Here is a 19,229-nt window from a genome sequence, read left to right as displayed (position 1 = left end):
AGATTTAGGCAAGTTTACCGAACGTTGTAAGTCTTGAGCTGGGCCTTCAGGCGCTTCAACGCCTCTTCATCCCACTCCTCTGGCTCTGTAAGGGCGAGCCACGCCAAAGTGTATCCCCACGGGGTATACCGATGGCCAAAAGATAATGGAGCGAGTCCTACATTTAAGTCCGCCAGCAGCTGCAAGCCGGTAACTAAAGGGTACCACTGGAGATCCGGCGATACATCAGGTCCTCTGGGATGGTTCAACCAGTCGGGCCTTTCCAGCGCCCAGCGCACACTAAAGAATACTATCGGGTCACTGGCGTGCTGCAAAAATGCAATCCTGAACTCACCCCATGGCTCACGACCAATATAGCCTCCGTACTGATTACCAAAGCGCACCACCTCCCCCCCTTTGAACTCTGGCAGCCAGGCGGGAGTGCCCGGATCTCGATTTCTGACAATCCGGCTCCACATGCCTACACCGAGGGGCGGCCCAGCCCAAAGGGCTCCATCAATTGGGTCATCGATAATGTCATAGAAGTCGAAGGAGTCTTCGGAAAGTTGAGCGCCAAGACTGAGGCCAAACAAGTAAACTCGGGGCCGCTCATCTTCTGGCAACTCCGCCCAATAATCATAAATGACCTTAAACAGTGCTCGCGCCGACTCGAGCCCCTCAGAATCATCCGCCATCAGTGCTATCGGGCTGGATAGATAGGAGTACTGCGCCGCAACAGTGGCGGTATTACCTCGATACAAAAACTCTAAAGAATTTACAGCACCGGGATCAACCCAGCCGGCGCCGGTTGGAGTTGCCACTAATAAGATCTCACGCCGGAATGCACCAACCCGCTTTAACTCCTCCAGCGCCAACTGAGCGCTCTTCATGGGCGTCACAGCACTATCAAGCCCAACGAAAACCCTGATGGGCTGTACTGCAGAACCAGCCACCTCTCTTATTTCTTCATCTGTCGGCCCCAGCGTTAAGAACCGGCGCCCTTGATTGCCAATGTCATCCCACTTAATCAGCGAATTGGCGCCACCAGGAAGATTGGGGTCTGCCGGAGGGGGAATACTCTTCGCATAAGAATTATCTAGCCGCTGATAGGTCGATGAAATCACATGCAAACCTGCCTTCAATAGCACCCCATTAAAAACAGCCCAGTAAAGAAGCACAGCCGCCAATACACCCACAAGCATCGCCACTCGCTCGGGCACATGCTGCTCCACATAGCAGGCCACCAGGAGGACTATTCGCTGAAACCCTTTTCCCAGGCACCACAACACCAGGAACATGAGGAGAGATATTACAGCGATCGTAATAGGCTCTACGGATCCAACCTGCTCCATACCCATAAGGGCGCGGATAGAGTTCTGCCACTTCACTCCCTGCCAGAGAGAAACAAGAAAAAGAAGGAGACATACGGCTAATACACTTCGATCAAATAGACGTCTTTGCCATGTGGAAATCGGCAGATTGGGGATACCCAGGTATTTCCAAAGCCAACTCAGAAAGACGCCGAAAACATAGCCGACAAAGAATGCGACGCCGCCCAGTATTCCCTGCATTACATCACTGCGAGGAATAAGGGATGGCGTAAGGGAGAGCGCAAAGCAGATAGAACCAATAAGAAGGCCGAGAATTGAAAAGGTATTAACCAGCCTCATTCTTGTCCGCTCGACAAGCCAAGCATAATTAACAGCCTAGCATAGGCGCCTCGGCAATCAGCCACCCTCTGCTGCTCAATCGATTCAAAACTCGAAGTAATAACGCTGCAAGAATATAGGCGCCAACTCATTGCACCAAATATTCCAAAGAGGCGCATTTGTTTCTATTTTTGGCGCGAAAACGTGAAGAAGAACAGGAGCATTGGCGGAAATTCTGTTTTAATGGGACGGCTAATGGAACATCTACATCGGAGAACAAAAAATGTTCAGCAGACTCCGCAGCGGATTGAATTGTCTCGCTGGCTCAATGGCTCTACTTCTTACTTTTGGCGCCCAGGCGACAACCATTGAAGTACCCGTAGGCACCCAGGGTGGGGAGCTCACCATTGAAGAAGTCCGTGGGCTTAAAAAACATGATGTGACCTCACGCCTGGGAGAACCCCTTGGTATTGAAGGGCCAATTGGCGAACCCGCTATCACGCGCTGGGAATACGGCGAGTTCTACGTTTTCTTTGAACAGGACACCGTCCTACACACAGTGAAAAAACCCAGCGGCTGATCTAGCACATCCTGGCAGGCGCTCAACTGAAGCTGCCTGCCTCACCCAAAGTGAAGCACCCCACTCTAGCTGCAGCTGCAAGATAATTCAGCCCCACTCTTTTGCTGATTCGGAAATTTAAGATCACAGCAACCTGAAGCAACCACCTCCAACCGGAGTTACAAGCCGTGCGCTATATCGCCATTCTGTTTTTTGCATTAACCACTATTGCCCAGGCTGAAGTCACCCTGGTGGAAGTGATTAAGTCCGAAAACAAAATGCACTTGCTCGGTGGCGACAAGGTTATAAAGAGCTACCATGTCGCCTTCGGCGGGCAACCCCAAGGACACAAGCAGCAGGAAGGCGATGAAAAAACCCCTGAGGGACACTACACGCTGGATTACAAAAAAGAAGACTCCTCTTATTATCGGGCAATGCATATCTCCTACCCCAATGCCGAAGACCGCGCTCAAGCTGAGGCTCGGGGAGTCTCTCCAGGTGGCTTCATTATGATCCATGGCCAGCGCAATCGACTCGGCTGGTTCGCTCCAATCACCCAACGTTTTAACTGGACCGATGGTTGTATTGCCCTTACCAATGACGAGATGGATGAGTTTATGGCTCTCGTAAAAATCGGCACCCCCATTGCAATCCGCTGGTGAAACATCACCAAGATAGAGGCCATATCAGCTCTTCAAAGTCCTTAGGGAGATTTTGAAGAACTGCCCGATAGCCAAGGGACTGGATTTCCCCTCTACAACCAGTCAATATGCCCGCCGTAACTTCACCTTGGTGGGGTGGTCAACTTTTAGGCAAGCTGACAGAACACCACCTTCCGGACTAATGAGAAACCGATAGAAAATGACAGTAAAAGTCGAATCCGTAGATAGCCTATTGAAATCCAGCGGTCGCGAGGGCGAAGAAGTCCGCGTTCAAGGCTGGATCAGAACCCGCCGCGACTCCAAAGCCGGCCTCTCTTTCCTGGCCGTACATGACGGCAGCTGCTTTGATCCGATCCAGGTCGTTGCTGAGAATCACCTGCACAATTACCAGTCAGAAGTGCAGCGCCTGACTACCGGCTGCGCGGTAGATATCCTCGGTACCATCAAACCATCCGAAGGCAAGGGTCAGTCTATCGAACTGCTCGCCACCGAAGTCCAGGTTGTCGGCTGGGTGGAAGACCCGGATACCTATCCCATGTCCCCCAAGCGCCACACTATGGAGCACTTGCGCGAACACGCTCACCTGCGCCCGCGCACCAATGTCAGTGGTGCCGTAGCCCGCGTACGTAACTGTATCGCCCAAGCGATTCACCGTTTTTATCACGAGAACGGCTTCCTCTACGTGCACACCCCAATTCTCACCGCTTCTGACTGTGAAGGTGCTGGCGAGATGTTCCGGGTCAGTACCCTGGATATGGAGAACTTGCCGCGCACAGATAAGGGTGCGGTGGACTACAGCAAGGACTTCTTCGGCGAAGAGAGCTTCCTCACTGTATCCGGCCAGCTGAATGTTGAGAGCTACTGCCTGGCCATGTCCAAGGTGTACACCTTCGGCCCCACCTTCCGCGCAGAAAACTCCAATACCACTCGCCACCTGGCAGAGTTCTGGATGGTTGAGCCGGAAGTGGCCTTTGCAGACCTGGCAGATGTAGCCGACCTCTCCGAGCAAATGCTGAAGTATGTATCCAAGGCGGTACTGGAAGAGCGCGCCGATGATATGGCCTTCTTTGCCCAGCGCATCGACAAGGAGGCTATCAGCCGCCTGGAAAATATCGTTGACAACGATTTCGCCCGCATCAACTACTCCGAAGCGATTGAAATCCTGGAAAGCTGCAAAGAGAAGTTCGAGTTCCCCGTATCCTGGGGTATTGATCTGGCCTCTGAGCATGAGCGTTACCTGGCAGAGAAGCACTTCAAAAAGCCAGTTATCGTGATGAACTATCCGAAGGATATTAAAGCCTTCTACATGCGCATGAACGACGATGGTAAAACTGTTGCCGCAATGGACGTTCTGGCACCGGGAATCGGCGAAATTATCGGCGGCGCCCAACGTGAAGAGCGTTTGGAGAAGCTCGATGAGCGTATGGATGAAATGAATGTACCCAAGGAACACCTGGACTGGTACCGCGACCTCCGCCGCTACGGCACCGTGCCTCATGCGGGCTTTGGCCTGGGCTTTGATCGTATCGTGTCCTACGTGACCGGCATGGGCAACATCCGCGATGTAATCCCCTTCCCGCGCACACCGAAGAACATCTCGTTCTAAATAAAAAGCCCCGCAACGCGGGGCTTTTTATTTCACATACAAACCTTCAAGCGCTCAGTCCAGTTGCTGCAGCAATGATGTCATCGCTCGCCTTTTCACTAATCATATAAACCGGCACAACAATAAAGAAACCAGGAATTCGGGGGAACACCGAAGCATCCACTACCCTTAAATTATTGGTGCCGTGAACCCGAAATTTACTGTCGACAACTGCCATAGGATCACTGGCAGGCCCCATTTTATTGGAACAGGAAGCGTGATGCCCCCAAGCTTGGTTCTTAACAAACTCGCCAATTTGCTGATCTGATTGAACCTCATTACCGGGCAATAATTCCCTGGAGACATGCTTGCTCACAATAGGGCCCGACATAATATCCCTGGAAATTTTTACCCCCTCAACAACTGCCTGAAGGTCTTCTCCCAGAGCATCATTACCCTCACCAAAATAGTGGAAGTTGATTTCCGGTGTGTCCCTGGGATCAGCAGATTGCAGGGTCACACGCCCGGCGGTATTGTTCGTATGGCCTTTCAGTACAATCCAGGAGAAACGGTCTTTGTAGTCCCGCAACGCCTGGGAGTACCCGGGAAAGTATCCGTGGAAATCGGAGGGCACTCCGAAAATAAACAAGTCGGGATCTTCCAGCTCCGGTTTGGAACGTTTGACCAGAGACAATACTGGACCATTTCCACTGTAGGGCCCCTGATTGAACCAGCCATAGCGATAGCGATTTAAGCAGGGATCATTCCCCTCCCCCCAAGTGCAATCTTTAAGAAGGGCAAGATCCTCACTCATCTCACTAACGATTCCGACCTCATAGCGATCCTGGAGATTCTCTCCTACCCCAGGCAGATCTAGCAAGGGCTCTATGCCGTGATCTCGGAGCTCATGGGCGGGACCAATTCCCGACAACTTGAGAAGTTGCGGGCTATTGAAGGCCCCTCCAGACAAGATAACCTCGCGATTTGCCCGCACTTGCCTCAAGACTCCGGCAGTACCGCTTTCGTCATGGTAAGGATCTGCCTTATACAGGCTCGCCCCTTCTAAAAACTCCACTCCAACAGCAGTATTTCCCTCAAACAACACACGAGTTGCCAGTGAATTTGTACGAATATGAAGCAAGTTTGGGTAAACTGACTGGGTATCTAAGAGGTATTCGCGCACACTGGTACGGCGGTTTCGACTATCTGCTGCCATAGGGGCGATAAAAGGCCCTTCCTGGCCACCGGCCACGTCCCAATGATTGATATCCAAGCGAAGATTGCCGCTGATAATTTTTTCCAGGGCCCCTTCGAGCCCATACTTGGCCAGCGCAGCCTGCGCAACTTTCAAGATCGCCGGGTCTTCCAGCAATAACGCGGGGTTGCCGCGATTCGTAGGCAGCCAACCATCAAAACCGTGGCGGGATGGGTTAGAGAAAATTGGGCGGGGCACATATTCACAACGCTCTAAACGCTCAAAATATCGCCGCATATTTGCGCTATCCCAGGAAATATCCCCTGTATCCCGTGCTATGCGGTCAAAATCATTGTTATGTGGATAGACCGTAATCAGTGCGTGGTGCGTGGTACAACCACCGATAGTACTCGCCCGTGGGTAGAGGATTCCCTTCCCGGAAACATATTTTTCGTCCAGTTTCTGCTGATTGATATCCGCATAATGCTTAACAAAAAAGTCCCAGCTCAATTTGGGGTCTTCAGACGCAAAGGGGTGCCATGCTGGAATATTATGGGTGTCATCACTAGGGTCATCAGCACCAGCTTCCAACACCAAGACAGAAAATCCCGCCTTTGCTAAATTTACCGCTAATGGCCCTCCACCCGCACCGGACCCAACAATCACGTAGTCATATTGATCATAGAAATTCCGATCCAACATTGAGAGAGCGGAAACCAATCCTGTCGAAGCCGCGCTGGCAGCAATACCCAGTTGCACCGCTCCTTTAGTAAAATTTCTACGGCTAATTTTTTTGCTCGACACTTTCTTGTCAATCGAATCCTTCTCTTCCATAGTGCTTATCCATTTTTATACGTTGTATCCGAGATAAGCATTATGCACGCCAGCTTTTGCAATTCTGTCTTACAGGGATTGCTTTAATCTAAAACTCGACCTACTTACCAGCGCGAGGATGTATCACATGCCTAAAAGATATATCGACGCAAGACTTCTTAAATGAAATTAAATAAACCTCTCCCATTCCACCTGGAGACCCCAGAAGAGAAGCACCTATGAGGCATCAAATAAAAGGAAAACGAGTTTTTAAGCTAGCCAAAATCAAAGGTCACGCTTCAAAATTCAATCAGCCAGATAAACCTTCAAACACCACCTCAAAAAGGAAACATAAATAAATTTGAATAACTGCAAGGCAGTTTATTATTTTAAGCATTACGCCAACGCTTAAAATAATAAATCCCCCAGTCCGGCAAGTAACAAACTCAGATCACAACGGCGGTTTTCGTGAATTTTCTACACAATCAGTCGCTGGAATATTCTTAGCCCCCCTATTGAGAGCTTAAAACATTGCCCAAAGTATCAATCTGTCTATATGATGCAATCATCGAATTTGATTGCGATTCTTGGAATAACAACTAGATTAATAAACACTAAAAAATAAAAGCGATCCGATTCAACCCAAAATCCTCAGGAGCATCGGACACAAGTTTTAGTTGATGACCGTGAGAAGGAGATCAGAATGTCTGGAAAAGAGCTCTATATCACCTACGAAGAACTTTTAAAACTCGAGAGTTTTAGAAAACCTAACTCAACACCAAGAAAACCCCAAAACATTGATACCACCCACCTTGATGATATCGAAGTAATCATTGCCAACGGCAAAGGAATTCAAGCTCTCGATAGAGAAGCTATCAACAAACTACCACTAACAGGATGGGTTTGTAGATTTCCCGCCCACATTCACCCCCCCAAAGGGTTGAAACTCGTTCAAGTCAGCGAGCACCTATTGAATATTGCTCCGGCTAGAAATATGCCGTTGCAAAAATTTGAGGCTCTAGTCAAGGAACTCACTACCAGCGCCATCACAATATTCAAGAAGCAAGGTCGAGCCGTCTGATATATGCCCCTGATCACGGCCGACTGCAAAACGGTATGCTATTGAGCTGCCGTTTTGCTGTCTCTCCACTAAGTACCTACCCCCTAGCCTATTAATTTCTGAAATGCGATTAACTTCCTGATGTAAGCTCGCATTTCCGGAGTATCAAATTTCCCCTGATAACGATCAGGATCGTTGACTGAGCGCCCCTTAATACCGGGACAGCCGCCAAATCGTATTAGTGTGGAAAAAGCAGGCATTAACTGCAACTCTTCTACCGAAGCCTTGATTTCTAAATCCAAATGATCTGAGTACTCTTCAATATATCTGGAAACCGTCCCCATACCTGAAAGTGTTTGTGCACAAACCATATTCCCAACTGTCCCAAACTTGGGGAATCGATGAACTTCTTTAAAGTCCACCTTATCAAAGCTGGCCAATAGATTTTCCTTCAATACCAACTCGGCAAACGCCAGGTGCTCCCCCTTTTTGGGTTTCAAGCCTGTCACCTGGTAGTGGAGCGCCTCAAAGGGAACAAAAAGATTGCTCCACCCCTTTTCAATTTTTGAAATTGCATATTCCTTATAAGCAGCTTTTTCCTGATACTTATCGATAGTCTGAAAGATTGAAAGCGCCAGACCAACAACTGCCACCCCGGCTGCAACACCGCCTATCCTGGTTACCCTTTTCAGGCCAATTTGGGTTTCATCCCATGTCTTCCCATAAATTGCCAAAAGAGCCGCGATAGCTGTAAGTGCATGCCCTAAAATAGAAATAGTCAGATCCATAAGCTCCCCCAGAAAAAAATCAAATTTCAATATGCACTAAAAATCAAACCTTGGTATCACTATCTACCGATACCAGAAAATTTCAACACAGTAGATACACGCCACATTGCGAAAATCACCGCCAGGCTATCTACTTTCATTAATGGGCAGGAATAAATAGAAATATACACTTACTCAGAAAAGCTAATCAATAAGTTAAAATTACTATTTTTAGACTGGAACCTTATAAAAAAACCAAAACAAAACAATCGTACCTATTTGGATTTACCTCATCGCAAAAAATTAAATAGTAATATACGGAGCTTGTACTTTTCCCGTAAATTTAATTAGCAAGTAGGCAAAGCAATAAGGGGCAAAGGTTGATTCACAAGATAGCGGCTTACTAACCACACTATTTAAGTCAAATCTCCTGACTCCATACAATTAATAAATTTAAAGGCTTATTATAACAACCAACCCCCAACCACCTGCCAAACATCTCCGATGCGACCCAAAGGCTACTATTGGGAACCTTTTTAAAACTTGACCCTGAATAGCTAACGACTATAACTATTCACAAGGTTGTATAACTCGCAGCATCTACTGACCAACTGGTATCCATATGATACATCTATTTGTACACGCAAATGTTAAGGACTTCAACGAATGGCACAGAGCGCTAAAGGAGTTTATGCCTATAGTTGAGCAAATGGGTGCTACTGCCACATCCGTATACCGGGAAATTGATAATCACCATAATGTGACCGTGATCCATGAATTTCCTTCGAAGGAGCATGCCATTAAATTTGTCAATAGTAGTGAACTTGAAGAAGCCAAGAAGAAGGCTGGCGTGCTTGTGACTCCAAAAATTTGGTATACAGAAAAATTATAATTATTCCTTATTTTGGCATAGAAATTTATAAAGCTATCTTCACCCCCAATAGGCCTATCCATTCAAGGGGTGTATCTTGATCAATGGCTCTTCCTTTATAAATAAGCTGACGCTAGAGTATCCCTCCACTAACAGTAACCATATAACAATACTGATAACCCCTGCCTTTAAAGTAACTTCATATACTTGACTGGCACATGATCAACCAGCCACACATTATTAGCCGAGCGATAAAAATCAAAACCATCTCGATGCATGGATTTTGCCTCCACCCTTAACAGTACGGGCTTGCCATACCTGGCACCAACAGATCGAGCAACAGCCTCAGATTCTGACAAGTGAACATGATGCCTTTGCATTTTCTTCAGTCCTTGCGCGAGGATATCTTCAACAAAACGCTCTGCAGTGCCATGGAGAAGCGCACCTGGTGGTTCAAGGGGGCTTAAATGTAAATTAATATCTACAGAATGTCCCTGATTGGCTCTGATAGAAAGACCATCATCACTTATAGAAAACCGCTGCTTATCATTGGTTTCCACAACGACAGAAACCAAATCCCTGTTTAGCTCAAAGTCTACAGTTTTCTGAATCAACTCATCAACTGCCACCCATCCATTCTCATCCATAAACAAGCCGATGGCTTCAGGCTTATGCCTGAGCAGGTAGCTGAAGTATTTTGATATCCTACTCAGCTCTCTACTGAACTCAGTATCTCTATTCAATTCTAATATTCCACAACTAAGAATTTAACTCGAAATTTTATGATGGGACATTCACCTTGGCGAAAATGTACTCATCAAAATAAATACCCCCTTTTTTTACTGAGCAGCTTAAAGTCCCTTCATGCTTATACCCCGCCTTCTGTAAAACCTTCATTGATCCGACATTTCCAGAAAAGACAGAGGCATAAAGCCTGACAATATTTTGTGAAGAAAAAATCTCACGAGTAAACTGAGCCAAAGCAATAGTAGCAATTCCTCTCCCCCAAAATTCTCGCGCAACCCAATATCCAACCTCACCGGAGTGAGAATGCTCAAACAGCTGCTCGCGCATACTTATAATCCCGCAAAAGGCCCCTCTGTACTCTATTGCCTTTACAACCCCTTCCTTACTACAACCTTTATCAACCCACCAAGCAGCATCTTCCAATGTATAAGGGTGAGGAATTCTCGATGACAAATACTTAAGCACAGACTCATCATTTAAGTACTCAACCAGTAGTGCTTCATCATTCTTTTCAATGTTTCTTAATTCAATCATTCGAAAAAACCATCAATTCCCTAACCTATTACTGACACCCTTTCAATGAAAATCAATGCTTTTGAAAGCTAGGGTTCTCAGCTATCAACTCTTCCTACCTACTCTCCAATCAGCACAATAGCTTTTTATCTTCCTACGACTGCCTCACAATTATTACTACATCTCAAAAATTTCAGCCATTATCAATTATAATCGACCCTATTTGTACGGAATTCTATCAATATGTACCCTCAACAACTCAACTTGGCAGTATGGGCCTCACTAGCCCCTGCTGCGTTGGTGTCTGCCCAGGAAGTAACTCAAACGGTAGAAGAAGTTGAAGTTATTGGTAGAGCCCAACAATTTTATCTGGACTCTCATACACAAGTTGGAACGAAAACTGACGCAGACTTATTGAATATTGCAATGTCTGCTCAAGTACTAAATGAACAGCTTATTGAAGACCAGGCTGCCCGCGATATCACTGACTTGTACCGCTCTATCGCAGGAGTTAGTCAATTCAGCTATTCCGGTGTCACATTTCGGGGATTTCGAGACAATAAAAATATTTTTTACGATGGAGTCCGCGGCGATCCCTATTCGGGGTTTAGTGTTCCTCAAGTATCAAATGTAGCGCGCATCGAGGTACTAAAAGGGCCATCCTCCGCCCTCTATGGCGGCGGTGAGCCCGGAGGGATGATTAACTACACCTCCAAGAGGCCAACCTTCGATGAGCGCCGTGAATTAACAGTCACCTCCGGAAGCGAATCGCTTAAAGGAGCTTCTATCGAGCTAACAGGCAGTGTAACTGGAAATATCGCCTATCGTTTAGGAGGCTTCTATGAATCTCAAGATAGCTTTCGCAATAATGCGAACAGCGAGAACATTGAACTTGCTGGGGGACTACTATTTGACCTCTCAGAAGACACTCAACTGACAACCACCTTCGAGCACATAGAACAAAATCTAGGCGGTAACCGCCTGCGCGGCGTGCCCGTTAATGATGACGGGAAATTCTTGGTGGATCCTTCCTACAACACCAACGAAAAATCTGATTATCAAAACCTTAAAGCCTTGGTTCTTCGAACTAAAGTCAAGCATAAGGTGACAGATAGCCTGAACTTTAACGCAACAGTGCGTTACATGGAAAATGAAAGGGAGCAGGCTTATCACGAATCGCGCGGTTGGGTAGACATCAATGGTGATGGAACGGCCAATACTGAAGATGGAACCATCCGCCGTGAGTACCGCGATCAGTACCGGGCAAATGAAGAGCTGAGCCTTACTTTGGACTTTGTGTATGACACAGACATTTCAGGTATGAATCATCAGATTTTGCTTGGTGGTGACTATCATGATGTTGATACAAAATATGACTATTGGCGAGCGCGCCCTGGAGCAGACGGTGTTACAAACCTCAACATCTACGAACTCAACTACGGGATAACTGACCCGTCAACTTACAACCTTATCAATATGAATAAGGATGGTACGGCCAGCATCCGTACCAGCATTTATATCCAGGATACTGTGGAATTGACCAATCAGTGGTTCTGGATGCTAGGTGCGCGCCTTGATCAGTTCGACGAAACTGAAAAAGAAAGCGGCAATAGCTACAAAGATAATGATGCAAGCTACCGTACAGGCATCACTTATAAGCCCGTAGATACACTATCCCTCTATGCAAATTACTCCCAGAGCTTTAATCCGGTGAGCGCAGACGACTTTGAGGGCGGCGCCGAGGAGCTTGAACCCAGTACTGGCAGTCAAGTGGAGATTGGTGTGAAGAAGGAATGGCTGGATGGGCGTATCCTGACCACTCTAGCCTTCTATCAGATAAAAAAAGCAAATATGGCCCAAAGTAACCCCACCTATATCAGTGCCGATGAGACCCCGAATGAAGCCGAAATTATCAACCTCGGGCAGGTTCAAAGTGGTGGAAGCGAGTTCACCTTAGTCGGTGACATAACTGAGAGACTCAGCATAACAGCTAATTATGCGTACAACGATACGTATATCGCTGAGGGTGACTCACGCAATGTGTCAGACTCAGGTCAGTTCGTAAATGCACCCAAGCACCAAGCAGGCTTGTGGGCCCGCTATGACCTCAGTATATGGGACTCAGCATTTGCCATTGGTGCCGACTATGTGAGCGATCAAATAAGCTTCGATGATCAAAAAGTAAAGGCCTACACTGTACTCGATGCCAGCTGGGCAACTCGCTGGGATGATATTCAGCTGAGTATCAACGTAAAAAACCTTTTGAATAAAACGTATGCAGTGAGCGGTTTTAATGAGCGGCAAGGACATTTTCCCGGCCAACCACGAGAGCTAATCGCCCAGATTTCCTATGACTTTTAGCGACCTAGCAATTTATCGTCAGCGGATTTCCACTGGCGATATCATCTTGTTCTATACAGGAAGGAAGTTCTTTGGCGATACACTCATCAATATACCCCCGCAGACTTACACACCTGTTCAGCCCTTCTTCTAAACTTAGATATTATGAAAACGACACTGATCCCTCAGATTGAATTTCTATTAGCAAATATTCAATCCGAGGTGGCACCTTCAATCAAGACGAGTACAGACCGTATAAATTTCGATCGAATAACCTCCCCATGACGCTATACAGGTAGCAAACTAGTATTAATCAAGTTGGTATTCAAAGTCGTAGTAATGAACTCCACCATCCACCTGAATAGACATTTTCCCAGAGAGTCCCTCTAGTTCTCCAGTGCCAGAATCAGGCACAACTTCTAAAATAAGGAAGTCCTCTCCTTTCTTCATAGTCCCAAAGTGCTGTAAAACAAACGTGCCTCGCTTACCACCTAAAGTACCGGCAACTTGCTCTATAGCTACATACCCCGCAGATCCTTTTACGGGAGTCATTGCACTTAACATTTCTCCTCGACTTTCTCCTGAAAGATCACCGTAAAAGACTTTATTAATTGACATACGCCCCAAGCTGTTTCCTTCACTGCCTTTCGCATACGGATCCATCGGCTTTACAGTAACCTCGAACTTTCCTGAAATTTTCATATTTGCTCCTTTGCGAATCTAGATTGAAGTAGTACGTGTCTGGCTTTACCAGTAACAACTTAGGCTCTAAGAGAGTCTAAAGTGCTACTTATCGGTTTTCCATTTTAATATACAAGACTGTATATTTATACACACAAGATGGCAAAGTAAGTGACTATGGACTGAGATATTTATGAAGGTGCGCAATTAACACTCAAAATTACTAATGTCCACCAAACTGTTAAGAGACATAAGCGAGAAATATTGGAACTTACCGAGGCAGCATGGGCTTTTAGCACTTCCAATCTCCCCGAGAAGATAGTTCATTTTTATTTGGGGCCAGGTGGAAATACGCTTGTCAATTCTACAGAGAGGGAAATTAAAGAAATCGCTAAAGCGGGATTACAAGAGTCCAGTGGAGCAAAGCCGAAATGACGATGCCCCTAAAACCATTTTGGAGGCTATGAGTTATTTTTTCTACACTAATATTGGCAAAACGATAGACCGTAGATCTGTGGATTGACTAGCCCAAAACACTCTCTGCCTAACTTATTAGCACCATTATTAGGTGTAATAAGCTAGGCATATCCTAGGAAACTAGCTTCCCTTCACATAAAACGATCAACTACTTGGCGCAGTTACCATAGGCGCCGGTACTAATACGTCTTCGCCATCACTCTCTTCTTGAGGTTCAGTAAACCCAAAGTCCTCCAGTATTCCGTAGAGCGCCGGTAGCACCAGAAGGATCAGAATAGTAGAACTGCTGATACCAAATACAATACTGGTAACAAGCGGCACCAACACCTGTGCCTGCAGACTGGTTTCAAATAGCAGTGGCAACAGACCGACGATTGTGGTCAGCGAGGTAAGGAAGATTGCTCGGAAACGATCGCGACTGGCCTGACTTGCCGCGCTATGTACATCCATTCCTTCACGCACTCGCCGCTTCACAAACTCCACTAGCAAAATTGAGTCATTGACCACAATTCCGGCGAGAGAGACAAAACCCATCATACTGGGCATAGACATATTCTGGCCCATGATCAGATGCCCCCAAATAACACCAATCAGTGCCAGGGGAATAGCCACCAATACAATCAGAGGCTCCACGTAGCTACGGAACTGCATGGATAGGAGAAGGTAGATACCAATGGCACCTATTAACAGGGCCCGACCAATGGACTTACCGGTAACCTCACTATTTTTCATTTCCCCTTGCATATCAACGCGCAATCCTGGGAACTCACGGGTAAGCTCAGACAGGAACTTCTCCTGGGTATCGCCAAGTACCTGTCCAGCATTCGCTTTCTCTGTGAAAACATCAGCAAACACACTCACTACCCGCTCACCGTCAATACGTTGAATACGCGCATACTCCCGATTCATTTCTATATCGGCAACGGCAATCAGCGGAACACGTTGCTTGGTAGCTGGATGGATAATGACTAATTCATCGAAACGGCTCAGTGCACCGCGGGAATTTGCATCCATACGAACCTGAATCTCGTAGGTTTCCCCCCGATATTGAATTTCATCTATCTCCATCCCCTGGTAAGCAGCTCGTAACTGATTGGCGACATTGCTGGCGTCCAGGCCAGTGGCATAAGCGCCTTCACGCATTTTGACAGTGAGTTGCGGCTTGCCAGGACGCAAGTCATCCACCACATTCACTACGCCGTCGTATCCACGCAACCAATTCTGCAAGCGAATGGACGCTGCCTTTAGCTGATCCAACTCCAAACCGGCAAGTCGCAAGTGGATAGCACGGCCGGCAGGGCCTAAGGCCGGTTCTTTATAAAGAATAGCGATTGCCCCTGGTGTGTCGCCGGCAGCCTCACGCCAAGCATGGCGCAATTCATCCATGCTGGTATTGCGGCCTTCAGCGGCAAGCAGATCGACATTAATTGTGGCCACATGGGGCCCCGATTCAAAGGCATCTCCGTTAACACCAAAAGTGACACTCGTATGGTTTACCAAAGGTGCTCTTTCATTTTCAGAAAACTCTGAGGCAACTTGATCCAACGTCTTCAACTGCTTATCGACTAATTTCTCCATATCGACCAAAGACGTGCCTTGAGGCATTAAGATCCGAGCTTGCAATAAATCGCCCTCCAAGGTGGGAAAACCCTGAAACTTGACGATCCCCGATGTCATCAAACTAATAGTGACCAGGAACAAGCCAAATACACCCCCGACAAAGGCATAGCGATATTTAACAGCCCAATCTGCTGCGCGCCCCATATTTTCTCGCCAACCATCAAAACGTTTGGCAAAAGCCTGCTTCCAGGCAGGGGGGCGACTTTTATGCTCAAGGGCATGCCGCAAGTGTGCCGGCAAAATCAGGAAAGCTTCGATCAGGCTAATGAGCAATACAGAAATCAATACAATGGGGAGCACCTTGAGGACCTGCCCCATATCCCCCTTAATAAAGACCAGTCCTCCAAACACCATTACCGTAGTTGCGAATGAAGACAGTACTCCACGAGCCACTCGCTTGGTGCCATTGATAACCGCTTCCAACGGCGACCTTCCCTCACGGTGTTCACTGGCAATACTCTCCGATAACACAATGGCGTCATCCATCAGGATACCAATGGCAATCAGCAGTCCTACCAGACTGATCATATTAATGGACACGCCCATGGCCGTGATCAGTGCAAACGAACCCAGGAATGAAACCGGCAAGCCCATGACCACCCAAAAGACATAGCGGCCACTGAAAAACAGATAGAGAGCCAGCGCTACCAAAATCAGGCCCTGCCAGGCGTTAGCCATAATCATCTGCAAGCGATCCGCAACGATAGAGGCGCTGTCTTGGGTTAGAGTGAGTTTCATACCCTCAGGCAGATTTTCATTTTCACGGTCGACAAAGTCGCGTACGGCTTCAAGCACACGCAAGCTATCATCCACACTATTCTTCTCGACATTGAGAAGCGCTGCACGATGACCGTCAAAAGTAATTTTGTCTTCAGCCAGCTCAAAGTCATCGTAAATTTTTGCAATATCCCCAAGTCGAACTTCCGCTCCATCACCACCTTTAATCACCACCAGGTTTTCCAATTCTGCAACCGTGCGGCGCTCTTCGGTAAAACGCACCTGGTATTCTCGATCCGGCGTGGATACCTTGCCGGCGGGCATGTCGATCGCTTGCTGGTCAATAATATTGGCCAGGTCCATCACGCTGAGTCCGTACTGGCGCAAGTTATAATCTGAAACTTCAATCTGAAGCTGGTGGTCAGAAAAACCGGAAATGCGCACAATAGGAATAGCGGGATCGCGGAGTAATTCGCGGCGGTAGTGCTCCGCCAGCTGGTTTAATTGGGGCAAAGGAAGGTCAGCACTGATAGCAATACTAACCACCCCCTGAGTGCGGCCCAGTTCTTCGATCACCGGGCGCTCGCTTTCTGCAGGAAGCGAATCGATACTGTCTACTGCGGACTCCACATCAGCAACAAACTGGTCCATATCACCCGCTTCTTGCATCTTGAGGGTCATCAGGCCCAAATTATCTTTTGCCTCACACAATCGCTCATCAATAAAGCTGATTCCATCGGTGGCCTCCTCCAAGGGAAGACAAATACTATCTTCCACTTCGGCTGCCGCAGCGCCGGCATAAGGTACCGAAACCTGAACCTCAAACTTATCGATTTCCGGCATCGTTTCACGCTTCATGCTGGGCAGAACAAAAAGCCCGCTTAGCATCAGCGCAACCATCAATAAATTGGCCGCCGTTGGGTGACCGGCAAAATAACGTATCACTGCTGGGTACCTCTAGCACTCGCCGCAACGGATTGCTCATCACTGACGACGGAAACTGCCATTCCATTAATCGCAGGAATTACATCAGTCACAATAACCTGCTCACCGGGATTCAATCCCTCGCGGATCACAGTGGTGTCGCCTTGGTGGTAGTCAATCTGTACAGGGCGCACTCTTAGTTGACCATTTTGTACCAGATAAACCTTGCCTTCATGGAGGGCGCGGCGGGGTATAGCGAGTGCTGGTGCGGCGGGAGCCAATAACTCTACACGGGCATACATACCGCGAAATAGCGGTGGTTTTTCACCGGTCACCGCTTTGCCATAGGGGTCATCCACAGCTACAACAACGGAGAGTGTTCGACTGGTGCTATCCAGGGTTCCACCCAAGCGCACTACCCTCCCCTGCCACTCACTATTCCCCGGGCCACCCACCAGGGTGATCCGAGCTTCCAGCCCTAACAACATTTTGGGTAGATCATCAGGAGTCGGATTGGAATCGATGCCAGGCCTTAAATTGCGCAAAAGTGGAGCCACATGAACCATAGGAAGCTCTGCTGCAATTTCTACTTGGGCAAGGCCGCTTGCATCAAATAAACGGGCATTGCCAGCAACATATTGGTTTTCTTCAACATGAACTTCGCCAATACGAGCATTAAATGGCAGGATCACCTGGGTGCGCTCCAGGTTGTATTTACTGTCCCGTACCTGAGCTTCTGAGCGAGCTATCTGGGCTTCAATCACTTTACGGCGGGTCGGGAAAAGGGAGAGCTGGCTGCTCTGGTTCTGCACTTCCTGGCGCAAGCGCAGCATATTTTGCTCTTCAGTATCTACGGTCGAGCGGGAGACGGTTCCCTTGGCAACTAACTTTTGCTTGCGAGCGAGTTCTTTCTCACCCAATTTGAGGGTGCGCTCGGCGATGTCCAAAGAGCGTTTACTATTGGCCTCTTCCACGTCCAGCTCTTGCAAGTTAGCGCGATTTGCAGCCAAGTCACTTTCAGCCTGCGCCAGGGCAAGCTGGTAGCTGGTATCATCGATCTTCAACACCAGTGTACCGGCAGAGATAATATTTCCCCGCTCCAATTCCGGAGCTGTATACACCACCCTACCACTGACTTCTGCATTGGCTTCCAGGAAAGTACTGGGTTTCACCTCACCATATGCAATAGCTTGAGCTCGCAGCGGTAACTCCTGCACTTTAATTGCGTCTACCACCGTTATAGGAGCCTCAATAGCATCGTGTTTAGGCTCACCTTTAGTGACGACCAATGCCATAGATATAAACACCCCCGCCGCTATCAAAGCTGGTAATGCCAGCCGGCGATTCATCAGTGCTTTCATATGAGTCTTAATTTCCATTGCCGACTTCCTCGCCTTTGGTCACAGATTTATTGGAAACGCCACGGAGTAAGAGTTGAACGGTATGGTTAATCCATCTCTCCCGGTTTTCCTCCCCCAGAGCAAAGCCAAACCCCTCCTTCAAGGGGTCGCCAGCGATGAAGGGAAAGGCAATCAGACTGATAAAAGAGACTGGCATCAGGTCAATATCCAGGTCCTCTCGCAACTGGCCGCTGGATTGGAGAATTCCCAGCAACCCGCGCAGCTTTGGCACCAGTTGTGAGGCTAACCTGTCAACAAAGAGTTCGCGCATTCGACCAGATTTGGAAGCCACTTCATCAGCAATCAGGCGCGGAATCCAGGGCTCCTTGATGTATAGGCGTATCATTCGACTCATTGCTTCTTTCAGCAACTCTAAAGAGGGCTCCCCTCCATCCAGCCCTGCACTAACAAACGCGGGGCCATACTGCATGATTTGGCTCCGAACCACCTCGATAATTAGCCCCTCCTTACCGCCAAAGTGGTAACTGATCATCGCAGAATTCACCCCTGCTCCCTGAGCAATCTCCCGAATCGAAATATCACGGAAGGCCTTATTCCGAAGTAGAGAGTAGGCTGAGTGCATAAGTGCCTCACGCACCTGGGATTCACGCTCAGGATCTTTTGGGCGCCCGCGGCCTCGAGTGGATGGATTGTCAGTCACAGGCATTTA

At 47.9% G+C, this 19,229-nt stretch carries 15 protein-coding genes; 6 read left to right on the top strand and 9 right to left on the bottom strand.

Features of this window, described 5'->3' with window-relative positions:
- Nucleotides 1-14 precede the first annotated feature (14 nt).
- Nucleotides 15-1,649: an alpha/beta hydrolase gene (locus tag ACJJI4_RS08025; protein WP_444927673.1), complete on the bottom strand. Its 1,635-nt coding sequence runs from the start codon at nucleotides 1,647-1,649 to the stop codon at nucleotides 15-17.
- A 262-nt stretch (nucleotides 1,650-1,911) separates the two neighbouring features.
- Between ACJJI4_RS08025 and ACJJI4_RS08020 the strand changes: the two genes are divergently transcribed.
- From ACJJI4_RS08020 to asnS, 3 genes are all read left to right on the top strand, one after another.
- On the top strand, nucleotides 1,912-2,208 hold the full coding sequence (locus ACJJI4_RS08020) for a hypothetical protein (protein ID WP_282932628.1): 297 nt from the start codon (nucleotides 1,912-1,914) through the stop codon (nucleotides 2,206-2,208).
- A 167-nt stretch (nucleotides 2,209-2,375) separates the two neighbouring features.
- On the top strand, nucleotides 2,376-2,849 hold the full coding sequence (locus tag ACJJI4_RS08015; RefSeq protein ID WP_444927672.1) for a L,D-transpeptidase family protein: 474 nt from the start codon (nucleotides 2,376-2,378) through the stop codon (nucleotides 2,847-2,849).
- Between the two features lie 199 nt (nucleotides 2,850-3,048).
- Complete coding sequence (gene asnS, locus ACJJI4_RS08010; protein WP_282932626.1) at nucleotides 3,049-4,455, top strand: asparagine--tRNA ligase; 1,407 nt, start codon at nucleotides 3,049-3,051, stop codon at nucleotides 4,453-4,455.
- A 46-nt stretch (nucleotides 4,456-4,501) separates the two neighbouring features.
- Here the strand turns inward: asnS and ACJJI4_RS08005 are convergent, their stop codons facing one another.
- Nucleotides 4,502-6,463: a GMC family oxidoreductase gene (locus ACJJI4_RS08005; protein ID WP_444927671.1), complete on the bottom strand. Its 1,962-nt coding sequence runs from the start codon at nucleotides 6,461-6,463 to the stop codon at nucleotides 4,502-4,504.
- A gap of 682 nt (nucleotides 6,464-7,145) precedes the next feature.
- Here ACJJI4_RS08005 and ACJJI4_RS08000 point away from each other — a divergent pair.
- A complete protein-coding gene (locus tag ACJJI4_RS08000) occupies nucleotides 7,146-7,523 on the top strand; it encodes a hypothetical protein (protein WP_444927670.1) in 378 nt (125 codons plus the stop codon).
- An 83-nt stretch (nucleotides 7,524-7,606) separates the two neighbouring features.
- Here ACJJI4_RS08000 and ACJJI4_RS07995 read toward each other — a convergent pair whose 3' ends face one another.
- A complete protein-coding gene (locus ACJJI4_RS07995; RefSeq protein ID WP_444927669.1) occupies nucleotides 7,607-8,320 on the bottom strand; it encodes a hypothetical protein in 714 nt (237 codons plus the stop codon).
- 571 nt (nucleotides 8,321-8,891) lie between these two features.
- Between ACJJI4_RS07995 and ACJJI4_RS07990 the strand changes: the two genes are divergently transcribed.
- Entirely contained in the window at nucleotides 8,892-9,161 is a 270-nt protein-coding gene (locus tag ACJJI4_RS07990) for a DUF1330 domain-containing protein (RefSeq protein ID WP_444897134.1), read from the top strand.
- Between the two features lie 167 nt (nucleotides 9,162-9,328).
- On the opposite strand, the gene ACJJI4_RS07985 is transcribed toward ACJJI4_RS07990, so the two are convergent.
- Nucleotides 9,329-9,883 carry an RNA 2'-phosphotransferase gene (locus ACJJI4_RS07985; RefSeq protein WP_444905401.1) on the bottom strand — a complete coding sequence of 185 codons (555 nt, stop codon included), beginning with the start codon at nucleotides 9,881-9,883 and terminating at the stop codon, nucleotides 9,329-9,331.
- 37 nt (nucleotides 9,884-9,920) lie between these two features.
- Nucleotides 9,921-10,421 (bottom strand): GNAT family N-acetyltransferase, encoded by a 501-nt coding sequence (locus tag ACJJI4_RS07980; RefSeq protein WP_444927668.1) that lies wholly within the window; start codon nucleotides 10,419-10,421, stop codon nucleotides 9,921-9,923.
- A 222-nt stretch (nucleotides 10,422-10,643) separates the two neighbouring features.
- On the opposite strand from ACJJI4_RS07980, the gene ACJJI4_RS07975 reads away from it, so the two are divergent.
- Nucleotides 10,644-12,761, top strand: a complete 2,118-nt coding sequence (locus tag ACJJI4_RS07975) for a TonB-dependent siderophore receptor (protein WP_444927667.1) — start codon at nucleotides 10,644-10,646, stop codon at nucleotides 12,759-12,761.
- Between the two features lie 288 nt (nucleotides 12,762-13,049).
- Here ACJJI4_RS07975 and ACJJI4_RS07970 read toward each other — a convergent pair whose 3' ends face one another.
- The 4 genes from ACJJI4_RS07970 to ACJJI4_RS07955 form a co-directional block, all read right to left on the bottom strand.
- A complete protein-coding gene (locus ACJJI4_RS07970) occupies nucleotides 13,050-13,442 on the bottom strand; it encodes a DUF3224 domain-containing protein (protein ID WP_444927666.1) in 393 nt (130 codons plus the stop codon).
- Between the two features lie 600 nt (nucleotides 13,443-14,042).
- Nucleotides 14,043-17,180 (bottom strand): efflux RND transporter permease subunit, encoded by a 3,138-nt coding sequence (locus tag ACJJI4_RS07965; RefSeq protein WP_444927665.1) that lies wholly within the window; start codon nucleotides 17,178-17,180, stop codon nucleotides 14,043-14,045.
- Nucleotides 17,177-18,538 carry an efflux RND transporter periplasmic adaptor subunit gene (locus tag ACJJI4_RS07960; protein ID WP_444905406.1) on the bottom strand — a complete coding sequence of 454 codons (1,362 nt, stop codon included), beginning with the start codon at nucleotides 18,536-18,538 and terminating at the stop codon, nucleotides 17,177-17,179. Before ACJJI4_RS07960 ends, ACJJI4_RS07965 begins: the two co-directional genes overlap by 4 nt.
- Nucleotides 18,528-19,220 (bottom strand): TetR/AcrR family transcriptional regulator, encoded by a 693-nt coding sequence (locus ACJJI4_RS07955; protein WP_444905407.1) that lies wholly within the window; start codon nucleotides 19,218-19,220, stop codon nucleotides 18,528-18,530. Before ACJJI4_RS07955 ends, ACJJI4_RS07960 begins: the two co-directional genes overlap by 11 nt.
- Between the last annotated feature and the right edge of the window lie 9 nt (nucleotides 19,221-19,229).

This window comes from Microbulbifer maximicatervae (SeqCode) (genome assembly GCF_052467305.1).
Note: the sequence above shows the minus strand (reverse complement) of the source record. Positions and strands in the feature narration are given on the sequence as shown.

Bases quoted from the DNA above. Each gene is read 5' to 3' on its own strand.
- ACJJI4_RS08000 (WP_444927670.1), top strand. From the start codon at position 7,146: ATGTCTGGAAAAGAGCTCTATATCACCTACGAAGAACTTTTAAAACTC.
- ACJJI4_RS07960 (WP_444905406.1), bottom strand. From the start codon at position 18,538: ATGGAAATTAAGACTCATATGAAAGCACTGATGAATCGCCGGCTGGCA.
- ACJJI4_RS07970 (WP_444927666.1), bottom strand. From the start codon at position 13,442: ATGAAAATTTCAGGAAAGTTCGAGGTTACTGTAAAGCCGATGGATCCG.
- ACJJI4_RS07980 (WP_444927668.1), bottom strand. From the start codon at position 10,421: ATGATTGAATTAAGAAACATTGAAAAGAATGATGAAGCACTACTGGTT.
- asnS (WP_282932626.1), top strand. From the start codon at position 3,049: ATGACAGTAAAAGTCGAATCCGTAGATAGCCTATTGAAATCCAGCGGT.
- ACJJI4_RS08005 (WP_444927671.1), bottom strand. From the start codon at position 6,463: ATGGAAGAGAAGGATTCGATTGACAAGAAAGTGTCGAGCAAAAAAATT.
- ACJJI4_RS08020 (WP_282932628.1), top strand. From the start codon at position 1,912: ATGTTCAGCAGACTCCGCAGCGGATTGAATTGTCTCGCTGGCTCAATG.
- ACJJI4_RS07975 (WP_444927667.1), top strand. From the start codon at position 10,644: ATGTACCCTCAACAACTCAACTTGGCAGTATGGGCCTCACTAGCCCCT.
- ACJJI4_RS07990 (WP_444897134.1), top strand. From the start codon at position 8,892: ATGATACATCTATTTGTACACGCAAATGTTAAGGACTTCAACGAATGG.
- ACJJI4_RS08025 (WP_444927673.1), bottom strand. From the start codon at position 1,649: ATGAGGCTGGTTAATACCTTTTCAATTCTCGGCCTTCTTATTGGTTCT.